At 67.8% G+C, this 19118-nt stretch carries 17 protein-coding genes, 2 tRNA genes and 1 other RNA gene; all 20 read left to right on the forward strand.

Annotated elements, in window-relative coordinates; genetic code table 11:
- Nucleotides 1–154 precede the first annotated feature (154 nt).
- The 20 genes from dnaJ (at nucleotide 155) to rplM (ending at nucleotide 19074) form a co-directional block, all read left to right on the forward strand.
- Entirely contained in the window at nucleotides 155–1270 is a 1116-nt protein-coding gene (gene dnaJ / locus FJY73_08360; GenBank protein ID MBM3320672.1) for a molecular chaperone DnaJ, read from the forward strand.
- A complete protein-coding gene (locus FJY73_08365) occupies nucleotides 1267–2055 on the forward strand; it encodes a 16S rRNA (uracil(1498)-N(3))-methyltransferase (protein ID MBM3320673.1) in 789 nt (262 codons plus the stop codon). Before dnaJ ends, FJY73_08365 begins: the two co-directional genes overlap by 4 nt.
- Nucleotides 2056–2289: 234 nt before the next feature.
- Nucleotides 2290–4638: an endonuclease MutS2 gene (locus FJY73_08370; protein MBM3320674.1), complete on the forward strand. Its 2349-nt coding sequence runs from the start codon at nucleotides 2290–2292 to the stop codon at nucleotides 4636–4638.
- Between the two features lie 2 nt (nucleotides 4639–4640).
- Nucleotides 4641–6425: a DNA primase gene (locus FJY73_08375; GenBank protein ID MBM3320675.1), complete on the forward strand. Its 1785-nt coding sequence runs from the start codon at nucleotides 4641–4643 to the stop codon at nucleotides 6423–6425.
- A gap of 5 nt (nucleotides 6426–6430) precedes the next feature.
- On the forward strand, nucleotides 6431–8173 hold the full coding sequence (gene rpoD, locus FJY73_08380; GenBank protein ID MBM3320676.1) for an RNA polymerase sigma factor RpoD: 1743 nt from the start codon (nucleotides 6431–6433) through the stop codon (nucleotides 8171–8173).
- Between the two features lie 27 nt (nucleotides 8174–8200).
- Nucleotides 8201–8274 (forward strand) — tRNA-Ile (locus tag FJY73_08385).
- Nucleotides 8275–8322: 48 nt separating this feature from the next.
- Nucleotides 8323–8399 (forward strand) — tRNA-Val (locus FJY73_08390).
- A 159-nt stretch (nucleotides 8400–8558) separates the two neighbouring features.
- Nucleotides 8559–9269 (forward strand): hypothetical protein, encoded by a 711-nt coding sequence (locus tag FJY73_08395; GenBank protein ID MBM3320677.1) that lies wholly within the window; start codon nucleotides 8559–8561, stop codon nucleotides 9267–9269.
- Nucleotides 9242–9844, forward strand: a complete 603-nt coding sequence (locus tag FJY73_08400) for a ribonuclease HI family protein (GenBank protein MBM3320678.1) — start codon at nucleotides 9242–9244, stop codon at nucleotides 9842–9844. The genes FJY73_08395 and FJY73_08400 overlap by 28 nt, the downstream gene beginning before the upstream one ends.
- A gap of 18 nt (nucleotides 9845–9862) precedes the next feature.
- Nucleotides 9863–10231: RNase P RNA component class A (gene rnpB / locus FJY73_08405), an RNA gene on the forward strand.
- A gap of 74 nt (nucleotides 10232–10305) precedes the next feature.
- The gene (gene recJ, locus FJY73_08410) at nucleotides 10306–12015 is read left to right on the forward strand and encodes a single-stranded-DNA-specific exonuclease RecJ (protein ID MBM3320679.1); all 1710 of its coding nucleotides are present in this window, start codon (nucleotides 10306–10308) and stop codon (nucleotides 12013–12015) included.
- Nucleotides 11949–14153 carry a bifunctional (p)ppGpp synthetase/guanosine-3',5'-bis(diphosphate) 3'-pyrophosphohydrolase gene (locus tag FJY73_08415; GenBank protein MBM3320680.1) on the forward strand — a complete coding sequence of 735 codons (2205 nt, stop codon included), beginning with the start codon at nucleotides 11949–11951 and terminating at the stop codon, nucleotides 14151–14153. The genes recJ and FJY73_08415 overlap by 67 nt, the downstream gene beginning before the upstream one ends.
- A gap of 47 nt (nucleotides 14154–14200) precedes the next feature.
- Entirely contained in the window at nucleotides 14201–14980 is a 780-nt protein-coding gene (pgeF, locus tag FJY73_08420) for a peptidoglycan editing factor PgeF (GenBank protein MBM3320681.1), read from the forward strand.
- A gap of 54 nt (nucleotides 14981–15034) precedes the next feature.
- Nucleotides 15035–15388 carry an STAS domain-containing protein gene (locus FJY73_08425; GenBank protein ID MBM3320682.1) on the forward strand — a complete coding sequence of 118 codons (354 nt, stop codon included), beginning with the start codon at nucleotides 15035–15037 and terminating at the stop codon, nucleotides 15386–15388.
- 60 nt (nucleotides 15389–15448) lie between these two features.
- Entirely contained in the window at nucleotides 15449–15835 is a 387-nt protein-coding gene (locus tag FJY73_08430; GenBank protein MBM3320683.1) for a response regulator, read from the forward strand.
- A gap of 190 nt (nucleotides 15836–16025) precedes the next feature.
- Nucleotides 16026–16463, forward strand: coding sequence for a D-tyrosyl-tRNA(Tyr) deacylase (locus FJY73_08435; GenBank protein ID MBM3320684.1), 438 nt, complete (start codon nucleotides 16026–16028; stop codon nucleotides 16461–16463).
- A 31-nt stretch (nucleotides 16464–16494) separates the two neighbouring features.
- A complete protein-coding gene (gene maf / locus FJY73_08440) occupies nucleotides 16495–17085 on the forward strand; it encodes a septum formation protein Maf (GenBank protein ID MBM3320685.1) in 591 nt (196 codons plus the stop codon).
- Between the two features lie 3 nt (nucleotides 17086–17088).
- A complete protein-coding gene (locus FJY73_08445; GenBank protein MBM3320686.1) occupies nucleotides 17089–17514 on the forward strand; it encodes a YjbQ family protein in 426 nt (141 codons plus the stop codon).
- Nucleotides 17511–18545: an S-methyl-5-thioribose-1-phosphate isomerase gene (gene mtnA / locus FJY73_08450; protein ID MBM3320687.1), complete on the forward strand. Its 1035-nt coding sequence runs from the start codon at nucleotides 17511–17513 to the stop codon at nucleotides 18543–18545. Before FJY73_08445 ends, mtnA begins: the two co-directional genes overlap by 4 nt.
- Before the next feature lie 100 nt (nucleotides 18546–18645).
- A complete protein-coding gene (gene rplM / locus FJY73_08455; GenBank protein ID MBM3320688.1) occupies nucleotides 18646–19074 on the forward strand; it encodes a 50S ribosomal protein L13 in 429 nt (142 codons plus the stop codon).
- The last annotated feature ends 44 nt before the right edge of the window (nucleotides 19075–19118 follow it).

A 19118-nucleotide genomic window follows, 5' to 3' on the forward strand; every position in this document is an offset into this window, starting at 1 on the left:
CGAGGGCGCCTCCTCCGCGCGTCCCGCGGGATCGGCCGGCGGAGAAGGCGCGAAGGCGGACGGCGAAGCGGTCGAAGCGGACTTTGAGGTCGTGGACGAGGACGAAGGGAAGAAGAAGTAGGCGGGAACGGGCTCGCGGGCCGTGGAAACGAGAATGTCGAAGCGGGACTATTATGATGTCCTCGGCGTCGGGCGGGAGGCCTCCGAGGAGGAGATCAAGAAGGCCTACCGGAAGCTCGCGTTTCAGCATCATCCCGATCGGAACCAAGGAAACAAGGAAGCGGAGGAAAAGTTCAAGGAAGCGACCGAGGCGTACGAGATCCTTCGGGACAAGGAGAAGCGGAGCCGCTACGACCACCTCGGGCACGCGGGTCTCGAGGGGGCCTTCGGCGGCGCGCAAGGGGGCGGGTTCGGGGGCGGCTTCGACCTCCACGATGCGCTTCGCGCGTTCATGCGCGACTTCGGCGGGGCCGGCTTCGGCGACTGGTTCGGGTTCGGCGAGGAGCGGGGGTCGCGCGGCGGCTCTCGGCGCGGGCGCGATGTCCAAATCCGACTTCCGCTGTCGCTCGACGAGATCGCCTCAGGCACGGAGAAGAAGATCAAGGTCCGGCTCCGCGTGCGATGCGACACATGCGGGGGGAGCGGCGCGTCGGGCGGGGCAGGCGCGCGCGTCTGCCCGGAATGCCGCGGAACCGGCGAGCGGCGCGTCGTCCAACGCTCGTTCCTCGGACATCTCGTGAACGTGACCCCCTGCCCGATGTGCGCGGGAGAGGGGAGCGTCATCGAGTCGCCGTGCGGCGCCTGTCGCGGGGAAGGTCTCGTCGAGAGCCGAGAGACCGTCGCCGTCCGGATTCCGGCGGGGGTCGCCGCGGGAAACTACATACCGCTACGAGGCAAGGGGAACGCGGGGCCGCGCGGCGGACCCGCGGGGGATCTCGTCGTCGTGATCGAGGAGCTGCCGCACGAGACGTTCACGCGGCACGGCGACGACATTCTTTGCGACGTGTCGATCTCTTTCGGCCAGGCCGTTCTCGGCGACGCGATCGAGGTCCCTTCGCTCGACGGCCGCGTGAAGATGAACGTGCCTGCGGGGACGCCGTCGGGGAAGATCTTCCGCCTCCGCGGAAAGGGGATCCCCCACCTCAGGGGGAGCGCGCGCGGAGACGAGCTCGTCCGCGTGAACATCCACGTTCCGAAGAAGCCCTCTCGCGAGGAGAAGAACTTGCTCCGCGAGATGCGCGAGAAGGACCTTTTCCGGCCGGGAGAGTGACCATTCGAGATCGAGACGAACGCTCGCGATTCTTCTATGTTCTCCCCTCCGACCTCCGGAGGTCTTCGTTCCGTTTTCCGCCCGACGAGGAAGAGCACATCCTTCGCGTGCTCCGCTTGCGGACCGGAGCGGTCGTGACGGCGGTCGACGGCGAGGGATGGGGAGCGCATGCGCGGCTTCGCATGGAGGGCGCGCGCCTGGAGGCGGATGTGATCGAGCGGTTCCGCTCGCGCGCGGAGCCCCTCCTTCGGATTACCCTCGCGGCGGGCCTCCTCAAGGGCCAGGAGATGGATCGCGTGGTCGAACGGTGCGCCGAGATCGGCGTTGCCGTGTTTCAGCCGTTCGTCTCGGAAAGGAGCGTCCCCGGCGGCCCTCGGGTTCGGGAAGGGAAGAGGCTTGAGAGGTGGGAGCGCCTCGCGCGGAGCGGGATGAAGGTGGCGCGCGGGGCGGCGCTCATGAGCGTGCAGCCGGTCTCCGGTCTGGACGCGGTGATCGACGCCGTGCGCCTCCACGAGCGTTCGTTCGTGATGGAGCGGGAGGCGCCCCCGCTTCCCCGGGAGGTGCGGATCGGGACGGCGCTCGTCGTCGTAGGGCCGGAGGGCGGGCTCACGGCGGAGGAGAGGAAGTCGCTCCTCGTGGCAGGGGCGGAACCGGCCTCTCTCGGGCCGCGGAACCTCCGCGCGGGGACCGCTTCGCTGGCGGCGGCGGCTTTTCTCCTCGCGCCGCCCGATCCGTGGGAGGTCGGAGGCCCGGAAGTCGTTGAAAAAGTGAGCCCTGCGCCTTGACAGGCGGGGAATCTTCGCCTACATTGGTCTACGGTAAGCGGATTTTCGATGGGAGCGATTCGGTCTTCGATCGGTCGCTCATCCCGCCGCGGGGAGGGCGCGTGGGCCCGTGAACCGAGGCCGCCCCCCCGGTGGTCGGCGCCTGAAAGAACCAACCGCCCATTCCCTCCGCGGCCGCGACACCGCATCGCGCGCTTTGCTCGGACGGACTTGACGGGGGGCGATTCTTCTCACGTGAACCGACACGCACTTGATGTCCTCGAGTTCAATCGCATCGTCGAGCTCGTGCGGGGGAAGTGTCTCTCTCCGCTCGGTGCCGCTCGGACCGAAAGGATGGTTCCCTTCGTCTCCCCGGAGACGATGCGCGATCGGCACGCGCGCCTGCGGGAGGTCCTCGGGATCATCGACCGGAAGGGGACGATCCCCCTCGGAGGCGCGGTCGACCTCTCCGCGCCCCTCGCGCGGGCGACCGTGGAGGGTGCGATCCTCGAGCCTGCGGAGCTTCTTCAAGTGCTCCGGATGGCGCGCATGGCGGACGACGTGAAGCGCTTCTTCAGGGGTGAAGCGGAGCCCTCTCCGAAGCTCATGGCGATCGCTTCGGGCCTCGAGCCGTTGACCGCGATGCAAAAGGAGATCGCGCGTTGTCTCGACGAGGACGGGCGCGTCGTCGACCGGGCGAGCTCGGAGCTCGCCGCGATCCGGAGCGAGATCGAGTCGACGAGAGAAGAGGTGCGCGCGGTGCTCGAGCGCACGCTCCACTCGAGGCGGCTCCAGCGGTCGTTGCAGGAGCCGATCATCACGCTCCGAAACGGGCGGTATGTTCTCCCCGTGAAGGAAGAGGAGAGGCGCGCGATCGAGGGGATCGTCCACGACCACTCCGGGTCGGGCGCGACCGTGTTCATCGAGCCGATCGAGACGGTCGAGAAGAACAACCGGCTCGCCCGCCTCCATCGGGAAGAAGAGCGGGAGGTCCGGCGGATCCTCAGAAGCCTGACCGACCGCGTGAGGGACGAGGGGGGTGCGCTCGCGCGGAACGGCGAGATCCTCGCCCTTCTCGACTTCACGCAGGCGAAGGGGATGTTCGCAAGGGAGACGCGGTCGGTGATCCCGGAGTGCGCGTCCGGCGGGCGGATCCGCATTCGAAAGGGACGGCATCCGCTTCTGGAGAAGTCCCTCGTCGCTGCCGGACGGGGGGAGAGCCTGACTCCTTTAGATATCGAGTTTCCGGAAGGAGCGGCCACGATGGTCCTCACGGGCCCGAACGCGGGCGGGAAGACCGTGGCGCTCAAGACGATCGGTCTCTTCGCGCTGATGGCGCAAGCCGGTCTGGGCGTTCCCGCCGAGGAGGGGACGGAGCTTCCCTTTTTCGAGAAGATCTTCGCGGACATCGGCGACGAGCAGTCGATCGAGTCGAGCCTGTCGAGTTTCTCGGCGCGTCTTCGGCACATGGTGCGGATCCTCGAAGACGCGGGGCCCGGTTCGCTCGTCCTTCTCGACGAGCTCGGGAGCGGGACCGATCCGTCCGAGGGGGCCGCGCTCGCGATGAGCGTCCTCGAGGAGATTCACTCGAGGGGGGCCGTTTCGTTCGTCACGACCCATCTCGGATCGCTGAAGATCTTCGTGCACGAGCATCCGGGCATGGTGAACGCGTCGATGGCCTTCGATCGGGAGCGGTTGTGGCCGACCTACCGCCTCGAGGTTGGGTTCCCCGGAACGAGCCACGCGCTCGAGATCGCCGCCCGTCTCGGAATCCCCGAGGCGGTTGTCGAGCGCGCCCGTGGCTACTCGTCCGGAGCCGAGGGGGAGATCGACTCCCTCCTCGACGACTTGCGGGCGCGCGCCGCCCGCGCGGGTGAGCTCGAGCGGGCGCTTGCCGGCGAGAAGGAGCGGATCGCGGCCCTCTCCTCGCGTCTGGACGAGGAGGCGAGGGTTTTCGGCGAGGAGAAGCGCCGGTGGGAGAGCGCAAAGACCGCGGAAGCGAAGAGGGTTCTCGACGACGCGCGGGCTCTCGTCGAGCGCGTGGTCCGCGAGATCCGCGGAGGAGGCGCCGAAACGGACGCGGTGCGGCGCGCCCATCGCGCGCTCGAGGAGGAAAGGGAGCGGCTCGCGGCGCGGCTGCAGGATCTCGAGGCTCCCCGCCGCGTGCCCGAACCCGTCGAGGTGGGGCAAATGGTTCATGTGCGAAGCATGAACCGGGACGGACAGGTGGTCGCTCTCGCCAACCGCGAAGGGCGCGTGCTCGTCGAAACGGGGGGAATCCGGCTCGAAATCCCCGCATCCGACCTCGGGCCGCCCAAGGGGAAGACGAGGGCGAAGCCGCGCGGCGCGGGCCTGGAGAATCCCCCGAAGGACGCGGCGTACGAGCTCGATCTTCGAGGCCTTCGGATCGAGGAAGCGCGCACGGCACTCGATCGCTTTCTCGACCGAGCGGCGGTCTCGGGTCTCCCCTCGGTGCGGATCATTCACGGGATCGGGACGGGGAAGGTCCGGGCCGAGGTCGGGGCGGTGCTGGCGGAGGATCCCCGCGTGGAGTCCTTTAGGCTCGGTGAGAACGGCGGCTTCACCGTCGTGGAGATGGGGTAGCGATGGCGGATCGATCGGCGGACCTCGTCGAGGAAGTGCGCGCAGCGAACGACATCGTCGCCGTGATCGGGGGCTACGTGAGGCTCCGAAAGGCCGGGAGGAACTACAAGGGCCTTTGCCCGTTCCACAAGGAGAAGACCCCGTCGTTCCACGTGAGCCCGGAGAGGCAGACGTTTCACTGCTTCGGTTGCGGAAAGGGCGGAGACGTCTTTCGCTTTCTGATGGAGATCGACGGAGTTCGTTTCCCGGACGCGCTCCGCACCCTCGCCGAGCGGGCGGGCGTGCGCATTCCGGAGCGGACCGACTGGCGGGTGACCGAGAAGCGCGAGCGTTTGTACGCGGTTCTGGACGCGGCGGCGCGCTTCTATCGGACGTCCTTGAAGAGCCCCGCCGCGGCCGCGGCGAAGCGCTTCCTCGAGGAGCGCCGGCTCTCGGCGGAGACCGCGGAGCGGTTCGGCCTCGGCTACGCTCCCTCCGGGTGGAGGACGTTCCGCGAGCGAGCGCGCGCGGAAGGATTCACGGATGAAGAGTTGATCGATGCAGGGTTGCTCGTTCCGCGGCCGGAAGGGACCCCGTACGACCGGTTTCGAGACAGGCTCCTCTTCCCGATCCAGAACGTCGGGGGGCGCACGATCGGGTTCGGGGGGAGGATTCTCGGAGAGGGCGAGCCCAAGTATCTGAACTCGCCCGAAACGGAGCTCTTCCGCAAGGGAGAGGGCTTGTACGGCCTTTCGATCACGAGGAGCGACATCCGGCGCGAGGGGACCGCGGTGCTGGTCGAGGGGTACACTGATCTTCTGGCTCTTCACCAAGCCGGTTTCCGGAACGCAGTCGCGCCGCTCGGCACGGCGTTCACCCCCGCGCAGGCGCGCCTTCTCTCGAACTACACGGACAAGGTCGTGGTCCTGTTTGACGGAGACGAGGCCGGCTTGAAGGCGACGCTTCGCTCGCTCGCGACCCTCGCGGGAGAAGGGCTCTCCCCCGTGATTGCGGAGCTTCCGGCGGGGGACGACCCGGACGAGGTCATCCGTCGGGACGGGGCGGACGCCCTCAAGGAGCGGATCGCGCGGGCGGAACCGATCGTGCCGTTCCTGATCGACCGGGTTCATCGCGGGGATAGGGAAGCCGGGGTCCGCTCGCTCCTTGAGGTGCTCGTCCCGATGCGGGACGAGCTTCGAACGGCCCTTCTCATCCGTGAGGCGCACGAGCGGACCGGCGTGCCGGAGGAGGTTCTTCATCGCGAGGCGGCGCGTCTCCGGAAAGGCCTCGAGGCGGAGCGTCCGGAGGCGGTCCGAACGTCCCCAACCGCGTCGCGGCGACTGGTGGAAGCGGAGCGCGGAATCGCCTATCTTGGTTACCAGTTTCCGGATCTTGTCCCCGTGATCCGGAAAGCGATGGGCGCGTGCGTCGTGCAGGATCTCCCCGCTCGGCGATTGCTCGACGCCCTGTACGATTGCGCGGAGAAGGGGATCGATCCGAGCGAGTCAATTTTTACGCTTGAAGGAGTCGACGGCGACTTCGCACGCCTTCGCGTGGAGGCGGAGGCGGGCGATCCGCTGCAGCGTTTGCACGACTACATCGCCTGCTTGTGGGACGAGGAGATCAGCCGGCGGATCCGCCGGGTTCAGGATGAAATGAAGGACGCGGAAGAACGGAAGGACCTCGACGCGTGTTCCCGTCTCTTGGAGGAACGGGCGGCGCTTGCGAGGCGGAGGCATCGGATCGCGGCGTCCCTGCGCGAGGAAGACTGGGGCGCCCACTTCCGCTCGGCCGAAAGGAGTGAGTGACGGAGATGAAGAAGAAGACCTCCGAAGGGAAGCTGGCGCAGCTCAAAGAGCTGGGCCTCCGTCAGGGGTACATCACCCACGACCAAGTGAACGACCTCCTAGACGATGATGCCTCCTTGGAGGACATGGACGACCTCTATGCAGCTTTCGGCGAGATGAACATCGATGTCGTCGACTCGATAGAGGAGGGCCGGAAGCGAAAGGAGGCCCAGGTCGCCGCGAAGTTGAAGGTGAAAGAACCCGCGCCGTCCGCCTCCGCGGTCCGGTACGACGATCCGGTCCGGATGTATCTTCGCGAGATGGGGCGCGTGCCGCTCCTCGACCGAGAGGGGGAGGTCGCGATCGCGCGCCGCATCGAGGACGGGCAGATCGATGTCGGCCGCGCCCTCTTCCTGTGCTCGGCGTCCTATCGCGAGCTGGAAGCGATCCTCCACAAGCTGAGCGACCCGAAGGTGCGGGCCGAGGACTATCTGCAGATCGAGGCGGGGGGTGACGGGAACAGCTTCGTCACCTCCAATCAGGAGAGAAAGAAAGCGATACGCGCCCTCCAGAAGATCATGAGGCTCACCGCGCGCATCGAGGCGCTCGAGGGGGACCGGTGGTGTCAGGAGCCGAAGGATAAGAGAAAAGCGAAGGAATGGGCTTCACACCTCAAGAAGCGCGAGGAGGAGCTGGCGAAGATCACGCTCCACCCAAGACAGATCGAGCGTCTCGTCCTGCGCGTCCGAGCCCTCGCCGGCAAGATCGAGGAAGCGGACCGCGAGGTCGAGCGCGCGTCCGCGGCGATCGGGCTTCCTCCCGCGAAGATCCACGCTCTCGCGAGGATCTCCCCGAGCACCAAGAAGGGGCGGCAGGCGATCGCCGAGCAAACCGCTGCGGCGCCGGAAGAGATCGCGGAGGCCTCCCGCGCGGTCCGAAACGCCCAGAAGAAGATTCGCCGGATCGAACACGACGCGCGTGGAACGCGCGAACAACTCCGCGAGGTGGTCGCGCGGATCGACGCGGGTGAGAGGGGAAGCACGGACGCGAAGCGCGAGATGATCGAGGCGAACGTGCGGCTCGTGATCTCGATCGCGAAGAGGTACACGAACCGCGGTCTCGAGTTTTTGGACTTGATCCAAGAAGGCAACAGTGGTCTCATGAGGGCCGTCGACAAGTTCGACTACCGGAGAGGGTACAAGTTCAGCACCTACGCCACATGGTGGATCCGCCAAGCGATCACGCGCGCGATCGCCGATCAGGCGCGCACGATCCGCGTGCCGGTGCACATGATCGAGGCGATCAACAAGGTGATTCGGACGTCCCGCCGGCTTGTTCAGGAATACGGACGGGAACCGCTTCCGGAGGAGATTGCGCGGAGGCTCGATCTCCCGGTCGACAAGATCAAATCGGTCCTGAAGGCGGCTCAGGAGCCGATCTCCCTCGACCGCCCGATCGGCGAGGACGAGGACTCGAACCTGGGGGACTTCATCGAGGACACGAAGGTCGTGTCCCCCGCGTACTCAGCCGCGTTCGTGATGCTTCAAGAGCAAATGGGTCATGTGCTCAGCACGTTGACCAAGCGCGAAGAGAAGGTCGTCCGGCTCCGGTTCGGCCTGGGCGACGGGTGTCCGCGGACCCTCGAAGAGGTGGGGAGCATCTTCAACGTCACGCGGGAGCGTGTCCGCCAAATCGAGGCGAAGGCCTTGCGCAAGCTGCGGCATCCAAGCCGGAGTCGAAAGCTGAAGGGCTACGTCGATATGCCGTAGGCTCGGCAGTCGGCGAACGCGGGTGCGGGGCCCATAGCTCAGCCGGTCAGAGCGACTGACTCATAATCAGGAGGTCCTAGGTTCAAGTCCTAGTGGGCCCACCTCGAGCGGAGCCCGGAACGAACGGCATCGGAAGGATGAACGAACGAGGGCGATTAGCTCAGCGGTTTAGAGCGTCCGCCTCACACGCGGAAGGCCACTGGTTCAAATCCAGTATCGCCCACCATTCGATTGGGGATCTTTCGAGCGAACGGAGCGGCGCGAAGCATCCCCCGCAGGGGAAGCGCTCCCGGCGCGGGAGCCGCTTCCTTCGCATGCGCGATCGAAGCGCCGCCCCCTCCTCGTTACGAGGAGGGGGTTTTCGTTTGATGGGAGAAGAAACGCGGTGACCGACATGAAGGAACAGATCGAGAGCCTGCTCGCCTTGGACACGGTCGATCAGCTTCTCTTGGACCTCGAGAAGACGCGGAGGGTTCTCCCCGCCGAGCGCGAGGAGGCGGAAGAGGCGTTCCGCAAGGCGGCGGCGGAGCTCGGCGCGGTCGATGAGGATCTCCGCCGCTCGATCCTCGCCCGGAGGGCGGGAGAGGCGGAGGTCGACAAGAATACGGAGGCGATCGGCCGCCTCAACGTGCAGCTCAACCTCGTCAAGACGCAGAGGGAGTACGACGCGCTTCGAACCGAGATGGCCGCGCTTCGCGAGAGAAACGACCGGCTGGCCGACGAGGTGTTCGTCGAGATGGACCGCGCGGAGGCTCTCGAGAAGCGAAAGGCGGATCTCGCGAAAGAGAGGGCGGAGCTCGAGGAGACCGCGCGGCGCGCGGCGGTCGCGGTCGAGGAGAAGATGCGCGCGTGCGAGGAGACGATCGCGAGCGCCCGCGAGGAGCGTGCGGCGGCAGCGGCGCGAGTCGAAACGGCTCTTCTCGCGCGGTACGAGAGGATCCGCGCCGGAAAGGATGGGATCGCGCTCGCCGAGGCGGGGAACGGAGCGTGCGGCCTCTGCTTCCGCAGCATCCCGCCGCAGCGTCTCATCGAGATACGAGGCCGCAAGATTCTCCTCATGTGCGAGGGATGCGGTCGAATCCTGGTGACGAGGTGAGCGCGGGCGCGCGGGAGAAGATCGCGGCAGTCGCGCGGCGGCTTCTCGAGGATGCGGCGTGGGAGGAACTCCGCCGCGAGCATGGAGCGGCCGCGGTCTCGGCGGTGCGGGCCTCGCTCCGCGCGCTCGCCGAGCGGCGGAACGCGTACCGCCTCTACTGCGACGGCGGCTCCCACGGGAACCCGGGCCCTTCGGGCGCGGGGGGAGTGATCCTCGACGAAGGAGGGAGAGAGGTCGATCGCTACAGCGTGTTTCTCGGGATCGCGACGAACAACCAGGCCGAGTATCGGGCTCTTCTCGAGGGGCTCGCGCGGCTTCTCCGCATCGGCGCGGAGGAAGCGGAGATCTTCCTGGACAGCGAGCTCTTGGTGAACCAGCTCGACGGACGCTACCGGGTGCGGAGCCCGGAACTCGCGCCGCTCCATCGAGAGGCCCGCGAGCGGATCGCCCGTCTCCGGGAATGCCGCGTCGTTCACATTCCGCGCGAGGAAAACCGGGAGGCGGACCGTCTCGCGCAACAGGCGATCGCAGGCGCGCGCGGGGGGCGGGGAGGCGGCGGAAGTGTTACACTGTAGGCATCGAGCATCTCTCGCGGGAGCGGGGGAGGCGGTCGCGTGCGGGCCTTCGGGCCGGCATGAGGAAAGTCCGGGCTCCATAGGGCAGGATGCTGGGTAACGCCCAGTGGGAGCGATCCCGAGGAAAGCGCAACAGAAAGGAGACCGCCGGGGGATTCCCCGGCAAGGGTGAAACGGCGAGGTAAGAGCTCGCCAGCGCTCCCGGCGACGGGGGCGGCTAGGCAAGCCCCATCCGGAGCAAGGCCGCGTAGGAGAAGAGAAGCTGCCCGCTTCGTTCGATTCTCGGGTTGGCCGCTTGAGCCGTGAAGTAATTCACGGCCTAGAGAAATGATCGCCGCGGCTTCGCAAGGAGCCGAACAGAACCCGGCTTACCGCCCGCTCCCGCGCATCGACCATGCGCTATGAGGTGCCCGGATTCCCGCGCGGATCCGTTCTGCGGGAAAGAAACAATCGGGGGGTCGATGAAGAGCGAGCCTGTCTGGAGATTGGCCGAAGGTCCCTCCGCAGAGGAGGAGGGCGCGCTCGTGCGCGAGGCGGCGGTTCACCCGCTGGCGGCGCGGGTCCTCTGGTCGCGAGGGTATCGCATCCCCGAGCAGGCTCGCTCCTTCCTGAACCCATCGCTGGACGATCTCGCCGACGGCAGGCTCATGGCCGGGATGGACGCCGCGGTCGCTCGGGTTCGCCGGGCCCTCGACACGGGGGAGACGATCGGTCTCTTCGGCGACTTCGACGTCGACGGGATCTCGGCGGTCGCTCTTCTCGATCGCTTCCTTCGGCGCGCGGGATGCGAACCGGTCGGGCGCCTTCCGGACCGGCTGACCGAAGGGTACGATCTTTCCGCGGAGGCGGTGGACGATCTCGCGAGGGCGGGCGCGGCGCTTCTCATCACGGTCGATTGCGGCGTGACCGCGGTGGAGAGCGTGCGGCGCGCGGTCGAGCGCGGGATCGACTGCGTCGTGACGGACCATCACGAACCGAAAGGCGCGCTCCCGCCGGCAACGGCCGTTCTCGACCCGCGCCGAGCGGACTGCCCCTATCCGGACAAGAACCTCGCCGGCGTCGGGATCGCGTACAAGCTCGCCGAGGCGCTCGCCGCATCCGGCTTCGGCGGGCGCGACGAGATCCTCGAGGATCTCGACCTCGTTGCGGTGGGAACGATCGCAGACGTTTCCGCGCTCGTCGGAGAGAACCGCGTGCTCGTGCGCGAGGGGCTCGCGCGCCTCGCGGCGACCGCGAAACCCGGGCTTCGCGCGCTCCTCGAGGTGGCGGGGCTCGCGGACCGGCCGCTCGACTACGCGGCGGTCGCCTTTGGAATCGGCCCGCGGATCAACGCCGCCGGGCGCCTCGGGGACGCGGCGCCCGCGCTCGAGCTTCTCACCACCGAGTCGCGCGCGCGCGCAAGGGAGCTCGCCTTCCACCTCGATCGGATGAACCGGGAGAGGAGAGCTCTTGACGAGCGGATCCTCGAGGAAGCCGCGGCTCGGATCGAAGGGGAGAAACCGGGAGGGGTGGTGCTCGCCTCGAGCGAGTGGCACCCGGGGGTGATCGGGATTGTCGCTTCACGCATCAAGGAAATGACCGGTGCGCCGGCCGTTCTGATCGCGCTCGAGGGGGAGCGGGGGCGGGGCTCGGCGAGAAGCGTTCCCGGCTTCCCGCTGCACGAGGCGCTTGAGGAATGCTCCGATCTCCTCCTTCGCTACGGCGGGCACGCGCTCGCGGCCGGCCTCACGATCGAGGCGGACAAGATCGAGCCGTTTCGGGAGCGCTTTCGAGAGCTGTTCGAGAAGAAGCGCGCGCAAGCCGATCCGCCGGGGAGCCTGCTCATCGACGCGAGGGTGGAGATGACGGATTGCGACGAGGAGCTTCTGCGCGAGCTCGAGAGGCTGGAGCCCTTCGGGCCGGGGAACCGGCGGCCGATCCTCATGGCATGCGGCCTCGCCGCGGAGAACGGATTCCGCGAGGTCGGAAAGAACCACGTGGGCTTTCGCGCGGGACGCGGGGGAGTTCGGCTCGACGCGATCGCGTTTCAGGTCGGGCATGAGAAGGCGGAGGAATGGAGCGACTTCGGTCGGTTCGACCTCGCCTTCTCGCTGGAGGAGAACCGATGGGGAGGGGAGAGCCGCCTCCGGATGAACGTGAAGGGAATCCGGCGAGCGGCGGGCGTCCGCTGACGGAGACGGAGCCTCTGGACGAGGAGATCGCGTTCCTCGACCGGGCGGGGCTCGATCGCGCGCTCCTCAATCGGGCGGTCGATTACGCGCGCCGCCAGCTCGCGGGGAAGACGAGGCGCTCCGGCGAGCCGCTCCTCGCGCACGCCCTCGAGGTCGCTCGTATCCTCGATCAGCTCCGGCTCGACTCGATGACGATCGCGGCCGGACTCCTGCACGATGTGGTCGAGGATTCGGGCGCGACGATCGAAGAGGTCGAGAAGCGCTTCGGATCGGAGGTCGCTCTTCTCGTCGCCGGGGTGACCAAGATCGGGCAGCTCCATTTCTCCTCGCCCGAGAAGGAGCAGTCGGACTACTGCCGAAACATGCTCCTCTCCACCGGAAAGGACATCCGGGTCATCCTCATCAAGCTCGCGGATCGACTGCACAACATGCGCACCCTGCAGTTTCTTCCCCCGGAGAAGATCCAGCGCATCGCCCGCGAGACGCTCGACATCTACGCGCCGCTCGCCCACCGGTTCGGCATCGCGCGGATCAAAGGGGAGCTCGAGGATTTGGCCTTCAAGCATCTCGAGCCGGAGGCGTACCGCGATCTCGTGACGCGCATCGCGGCGAAACGCGAGGAACGCGAGCGAACGATCGAGGAGTTCAAGGGCCCGATCGAGGCGAAGCTTCGGGAGGCGGGGATCCCGGCGGAGATCACAGGACGAGCGAAGCATTTCTACAGCATCCACACCAAGATGACCGCCCGAGGACGGCCTCTCGAGGACATCTACGATCTTCTCGCGATCCGCGTCGTGACGAACACGGTGAAGGACTGCTACCACGCCCTCGGCGTCATTCACACCCTCTACACGCCGGTGCACGAGCGCTTCCGCGACTTCATCGCGACGCCGAAGTCGAACATGTACCGCTCGCTGCACACGACCGTGATCGGCCCGAGGGGGGAGATGGTGGAGGTGCAGATTCGGACGCGGGGGATGCACCTCACCGCCGAGTTCGGGATCGCGTCTCACTGGCGATACAAGGAGGGGATCGGGAAGGAGGATCCGTCGGGGGAAGAGATGAGCTGGCTGCACCAGGTCATCGATCTTCAGAAGGACCTCACCGACCCGGCGGAGTTCCTGGAGGCCTTTAAGGGCGAACTGTTTCAACACGAGGTGTTCGTCTTCACTCCGGGGGGCGACCTGAAGCGTCTCGCGCGCGGGGCGACCGCGCTCGATTTCGCGTTTGCTGTCCACACCGAGGTGGGCTATCGGTGCGTTGGGGCGAAGGTGAACGGCCGGATCGTTCCCCTCCGCTACGAGCTGAAGAACGGCGAGACGGTCGAGATTATCACGTCGGCAAGCGCCTCGCCCACCCACGACTGGCTCGGCATCGTGAAGACCGTGCGCGGGCGCACGAAGATCCGCCACTGGCTGAATCAGGAGAGCTTCCAACAGTCGAAGCAACTCGGCAAGGAGATCCTCGATCGGGAGCTGAAGCGCCTGCACTTCGAGGGAAGCCTCGACCGGAAGCTCGCCGAGGAGGCCCGGGCGTTCGGGATGGAGGATCCGGAGCAGCTTCTTGCGGCGATCGGGCGGGGGGACCTGAACGCCAAGCAGGTCGCGGTTCGCCTCGCGGGGCAGGGGGCGCCGCCGCCGGAGCTCGAGAAACTCTCGCTTGAGCGGATCATCGATCTCGCGCGCCGTAGCGAAAGAGGGGTTCACATCCAAGGGGTCGACAGGCTGCTCGTCCGCTTCGCGAAGTGCTGCCAGCCGCTCCCGGGCGATCCGATCGTCGGCGTGGTGACGAGGGGGCGAGGCGTTTCCGTTCATCGCGCCGATTGCGCGAATGCGTCTCCCGGGAGGAACGAACCGGAGCGGATCGTCGTCGTGCAGTGGGACGTCGAGGAGGGGAAATCGTTCCCCGTGAAGGTCGTCGTCCGCGCGGCCGACCGCCAGGGACTTCTCGCCGACCTCGCCCGTTCGATCGGAAAGACGGGGACGAACATCAGGAGCGCCGACCTCGTGACCGAGGAGGACTGGGCGGAGGGGGTGTTTCTGCTCGAGGTCACGAGCCTGCAGCATCTGAACCGCGTGCTTAAGGCGATGCGCGGCGTACGCGGGGTGAGGCACGTCGAGCGGCGCGACCTTCTGTGACCCAACCGAGAGCCGAAGAAGAGAAACGCACGAGAGGATCGTCGTCTTTGACGGAACGCGGGGAAGAGGCAGGCGCGGGCGCGCTCCGGATCGAACGGGGATGGACGGTCGCGCGCTTCCCAATCCTCGATCGGGCCGATCGGGTCTTTCATCTGTTCATCGGTAAAACAATTGAAGGGAAGGCGGACGGAGCGGCGGAACTCGACGCGCTCTTCCCGCCGCCGCTCGCGCGTCGGCGAGCCGTGCGGCTCCGGCAGGTGCACGGGGCGCGGGTCGTCGATGCGAGGAGCTTGGCGGCCCGGGGCGAGGCGGGCGCGGTGGAGGCGGACGCGTCGCTCACCGACGTCCCGGGTCTTCTTCTTCGCGTGCGGACCGCCGATTGTCTTCCCGTCTATCTGGTGGATCCGGAGGGCCCGGTGGTCGCGCTCGCGCATGCCGGCTGGCGCGGCCTCGTTGCGGGCGTGATCGAGGAAACAGTGGCGCGGATGCGGGCGGGGGGAAGCGCGCCGACGCGCCTCCTCGCGGCGATCGGCCCATCGATCGGCCCGTGCTGCTACGAGGTTGGGGAGGAGGTCGCGGAGAAGCTCGGGATCGGAGCGCGCCCGAGGCCCGGAGGACGCGGGCGCCCGCATGTCGATCTCTTCGAGGCGGCCGGGGCGCGGCTTCTCGCGGCCGGTCTCCTCGAGGAGAGGATCGGACCCCGGCCGGCCTGCACCGCGTGCGCGGCGGATCGTTTGCACAGCTATCGCCGAGAGAAGGAGAGGGTGGGGCGGAACGAAGCGTGGCTCGCGATCCTGCCTCAAGCGAAACTCGGGAGCGGCCGATAGAGAGACGTGGGGCTGTCCGCCGGTGCGGGCGCCCGCGGCGAAGGAGAAGGCGGCATGAGGATCGGTTCGGAAAAGAGGGCGGGGATCTTGGTGGTGCGCCTTTCGGGCGCTCTCGATGCCGACGCGGTGGAGGACCTCAACGCCTTCTTCCGCCGCGGGGACGGAGCGGGAGAGAGCCGCGTCGTTCTCGATCTCTCGGAGCTCGAGTTCGTGGACAGCTCCGGGCTCGGGGTTTTCGTCCGCATCATGAAAGAAGCGCGCGCGCGCGGCGGGGATGTCCGTCTCGCGGGCGCGGCGAACGAGGTGAGGAAGGTTCTGGAGCTCACCCGTCTCAATCGAGTCTTCGATTGCGCGGAGGACGCCGATCGAGCGGTCCGGAGCTTCGCCGGGAGCGGGGAGCCTCTCTAAGCTGGATGATGCACGCGTTTCCTGCTGCGGCCGCGGATCGCGGCCTCCGGGGGACGAGCGATGACGCGCGGTCCGATTCTCGTGGTCGACGACGAACCCTTCATTCTTCAATCGCTCGTCTATCTCCTCGAGCGGGAGGGGTTCGAGGTCGTCACCGCGATCGACGGAGAGGAGGCGCTCGAACGCGCCCGCGCGTGCCGCCCGGAGCTCGTCTTTCTCGACATCATGCTCCCGAAGCGGGACGGCTACGACGTCTGCCGGACGATCAAGTCGGATCCCGCGCTCCGCTCCTCGCGTGTCGTGATGCTCACCGCCAAGGGACGCGAGACGGACCGGGCGCGCGGGTTCGCCGCCGGCGCCGACGACTACATGACGAAGCCGTACTCCCCTTCGCGCATCCTCGAGATGACCCGCGCGTTCCTCGGCGTCTCGCCGGCAAATCAGTAGAAACCCGCCTTCCCGGAAAGAACGCGCCCGCAGGAAGGGGCAGCTCCTCGGCATTTCCTTTTGACTCCCCCTTCGCCTCTTCGTAAGCTCGCGGAGAATCTCCTGCCGGGGCGCTCGACTCCTCTTCAGGCGGCGGACGATCGATCGGGACGCGAGGGGCGGTCGCCGGCTTCGGAAGAGAGGGAGCGCGATGCGCGTGGTGCTTCAACGGGTGAGCGAGGCGTCGGTGGTCGTGGACGGCGAGACGGTCGGCGCGATCGGGCCGGGGATTCTCCTTCTCGCCGCGATCGGGACGGACGACACCGAGGAGCGGGTCGCGAAGATGGCGGAGAAGTGCGCGAACCTCCGGGTCTTCCCGGGGGAGAAGGGTCACTTCGAGATCTCGGCGCTCGAACGCCCCGGCGAGGTGCTCGCGGTTTCCCAGTTCACCCTCTACGGCGATTGTCGCAAGGGCCGGCGGCCGAGCCTCTCGCACGCGGCGCCGCCGGGGAAAGCGGAGCCGCTCTTCGACCGGTTCCAGCGAGAGCTCCAGCGGCTCGGCCTTCGCGTCGCGACGGGCCGCTTCGGCGCCCTGATGCGGGTCCGCCTCGTGAACGACGGCCCGGTGACCTTTCTTCTCGATACGTAAAGGACACGGCGTGGGACGGCTCTCTCCGGCAATCTGGCCCGACACGGGCGGCCCGATCGTGCTCGCCTCGACGTCGCCGAGGCGGGCGGACCTTCTCCGGGCGCTCGGGGTTCCTTTCCGCATCGTCCCGCCGAGCGACGGAGCGGAAGGGGAAAGCGGGGGGAGCGCCGCGGAGATCACGCTCCGGCACGCGGAGGCGAAGGCGCGTTCGGTTCTTCCGCACGCGTCCGGCGCCGTGATTCTCGGGGCGGACACGCTCGTCGCGCGCGCCGGGAGAGTCCTCGGGAAGCCGCGCGATGCCCAGGAGGCGGCGGAGATGCTCCGCTTCCTCTCGGCGGCGGCGCACGAGGTCGCGACCGCGGTTTTCGCCCTCGATGCAAGAAGCGGGCGCGCGGCGTTCGGAATCGAGAGGAGCCGCGTCTTCTTTCGCGATCTCGCGCCGGAGGAGATCGCGGCGTATGTCGCGAGCCGGGAGCCGCTCGACAAGGCGGGCGCATACGGCGTGCAGGGGATCGGCGGGCTTTTCGTTTCACGGATCGAAGGATGCTACTTCAACGTGGTCGGCCTGCCCCTCGTCCGAACGCGAGCGGTTCTCAGGGAGCTGGTTGCGGAGGGTGAGTAGACGATGGAAGTCCGAACCTCGTGGATCGAGCGGGCGACCTCGGGGCGGGACGACGTCCTCGACATCACGGACGAGGTCGCGCGCGCCGTCGCCGCGAGCGGGCTCCGCGCCGGGAGCGCGATCGTGTTCGTTCCCGGATCGACGGGAGCCGTCACGACGATCGAGTGCGAACCGGGGGTCGTTCAGGATCTTCGCGATGCGCTCGAGCGCGCCGTTCCGCGCGCAATCCCTTACGCCCACGACGCCGCCTGGGGGGACGGGAACGGATACTCGCACGTGCGGGCCGCTTGGATCGGGCCAAGCCTCGCGGTCCCCTTCGAAGACGGGAAACTCCTTCTCGGCACCTGGCAGCAGATCGTCTTCTGCGACCACGACAACCGCCCGCGAAGGCGGCGCCTGATCGTTCAGGTGATGGGGGTTCGTGGATGAAGCTTCCCGGGACGGTCGCATGGACCGAAGAGGGGATCCGCATCCTCGATCAGACGCTCCTCCCGAGGGAGGTCTCGTTTCGGGTTCTCCGGACGACGGGGGAGGTGGAGGAGGCGATCCGCGCGCTTCGCGTGCGGGGGGCGCCGGCGCTCGGGGTCGCGGCCGCCTATGGGCTTGCGCTCGCGCTACGAAACGAGAACCCGGCCGACCGCGCGGCGTTCCTCGATGCGCTTTCGCGCGCGGGGGCGCGCCTGGAGAAGACCCGCCCGACCGCTGTGAACATCGCGTGGGCCCTCGCGCGCTGCGAGGAGCGGGTGCGAGAAGAGAGGATGTCGCGCGTCGAGGATCTTCAGACAGTTCTCCTCGCCGAGGCGCATCGGATCGCCGAGGAGGACCGGCTCCTCTGCGAGCGGATCGGGAAGGCGGGGGAGCCGCTGGTTCCGGATGGGGGAGGGGTGCTCACGCACTGCAACGCGGGGGCGCTCGCGACCGCGGGGATCGGGACCGCGCTCGCGCCCCTCTACCGCGCGTGGGAAAAGGGGAAGCGGTTCGAGGTCTTCGCCGACGAAACCCGGCCTCTTCTGCAGGGGGCGCGGCTCACCGCGTGGGAGCTTCGTGAGGCGGGGATCCCGGTGACCGTCGTCTGCGACGGAGCGGCGGCTGGGCTCCTCGCGTCGGGGCGGATCGGGCTCGTCCTCGTCGGCGCCGACCGGATCGCGGCGAACGGGGACACAGCGAACAAGGTGGGGACGTATGCGGTCGCCCTCGCGGCGTCGGAGCACGGCGTTCCCTTCTTCGTGGCCGCCCCCTTCTCGACCTTCGATCCTACCCTCCCGGATGGCCGTTCGATCCCGATCGAGCTCCGCCCCGAGGAGGAGGTGATCGGGGAGAACGCTCCGCCCGGGGCCCGCGGGTGGAATCCGGCCTTTGACGTGACCCCCGCCCGGTTCATCCGCGGCTTCGTGACCGATCGGGGGATCGTGAGACCCCCGTTCGAGAGTCGGCCCGGGGGCCGGAAACGGATCGGCTAGAGCGTTGATTTTGCGTTGACAAACGGGCGGAATCCCCTAGACTATACCTTTTGACTACGGAGGCGCGCCGGATCGGCGCGGAGAACGGGAGGACAGGATCTTGCGGACCACGATGTTCCGCCGGGAAGACGTTCCCCGGCGATGGTACGTGATCGACGCGGACGGGGTCGTGCTCGGACGTCTCGCGTCGGCGGTCGCATTTCGGCTGCGGGGGAAGCACTCCCCCTTCTTCACGCCGCATGACGACGTCGGGGACTACGTGATCGTCGTGAACGCGGCCAAGGTGCGCACGACCGGGCGGAAGGCGGAGCAGAAGAGCTACCACAGCCACTCCGGCTACTTCGGCGGAGCGAAGAACGTCTCGTTCCGCGCGCGGATGGAGAGGCGCCCGGAGTGGATCGTGGAGAGGGCGGTGCGGGGCATGCTGCCGAAGAACCGGCTCGGCCGGAAGCTCCTTCGAAAACTCCACGTGTACCGCGGAGCGGACCATCCGCACCGCGCGCAGACCCCGGAAACGTTTACTCTTTAAGAACTCGACGGAAGGAGGCGGGAGAGAGCTTTGGACAAACGCAC

The organism is Candidatus Eisenbacteria bacterium, from assembly GCA_016867715.1.
In the GTDB taxonomy this organism is placed as follows: domain Bacteria; phylum Orphanbacterota; class Orphanbacteria; order Orphanbacterales; family Orphanbacteraceae; genus VGIW01.

What these genes read in the sequence shown, in the direction of transcription:
- FJY73_08375 (MBM3320675.1), top strand. Translation starts at nt 4,641, where the DNA reads ATGGCGGATCGATCGGCGGACCTCGTCGAGGAAGTGCGCGCAGCGAAC.
- mtnA (MBM3320687.1), top strand. Translation starts at nt 17,511, where the DNA reads ATGAAGCTTCCCGGGACGGTCGCATGGACCGAAGAGGGGATCCGCATC.
- FJY73_08425 (MBM3320682.1), top strand. Translation starts at nt 15,035, where the DNA reads ATGAGGATCGGTTCGGAAAAGAGGGCGGGGATCTTGGTGGTGCGCCTT.
- FJY73_08430 (MBM3320683.1), top strand. Translation starts at nt 15,449, where the DNA reads ATGACGCGCGGTCCGATTCTCGTGGTCGACGACGAACCCTTCATTCTT.
- recJ (MBM3320679.1), top strand. Translation starts at nt 10,306, where the DNA reads ATGAAGAGCGAGCCTGTCTGGAGATTGGCCGAAGGTCCCTCCGCAGAG.
- FJY73_08400 (MBM3320678.1), top strand. Translation starts at nt 9,242, where the DNA reads ATGCGGTCGAATCCTGGTGACGAGGTGAGCGCGGGCGCGCGGGAGAAG.
- FJY73_08435 (MBM3320684.1), top strand. Translation starts at nt 16,026, where the DNA reads ATGCGCGTGGTGCTTCAACGGGTGAGCGAGGCGTCGGTGGTCGTGGAC.
- rpoD (MBM3320676.1), top strand. Translation starts at nt 6,431, where the DNA reads ATGAAGAAGAAGACCTCCGAAGGGAAGCTGGCGCAGCTCAAAGAGCTG.
- dnaJ (MBM3320672.1), top strand. Translation starts at nt 155, where the DNA reads ATGTCGAAGCGGGACTATTATGATGTCCTCGGCGTCGGGCGGGAGGCC.
- FJY73_08445 (MBM3320686.1), top strand. Translation starts at nt 17,089, where the DNA reads ATGGAAGTCCGAACCTCGTGGATCGAGCGGGCGACCTCGGGGCGGGAC.
- FJY73_08415 (MBM3320680.1), top strand. Translation starts at nt 11,949, where the DNA reads ATGGGGAGGGGAGAGCCGCCTCCGGATGAACGTGAAGGGAATCCGGCG.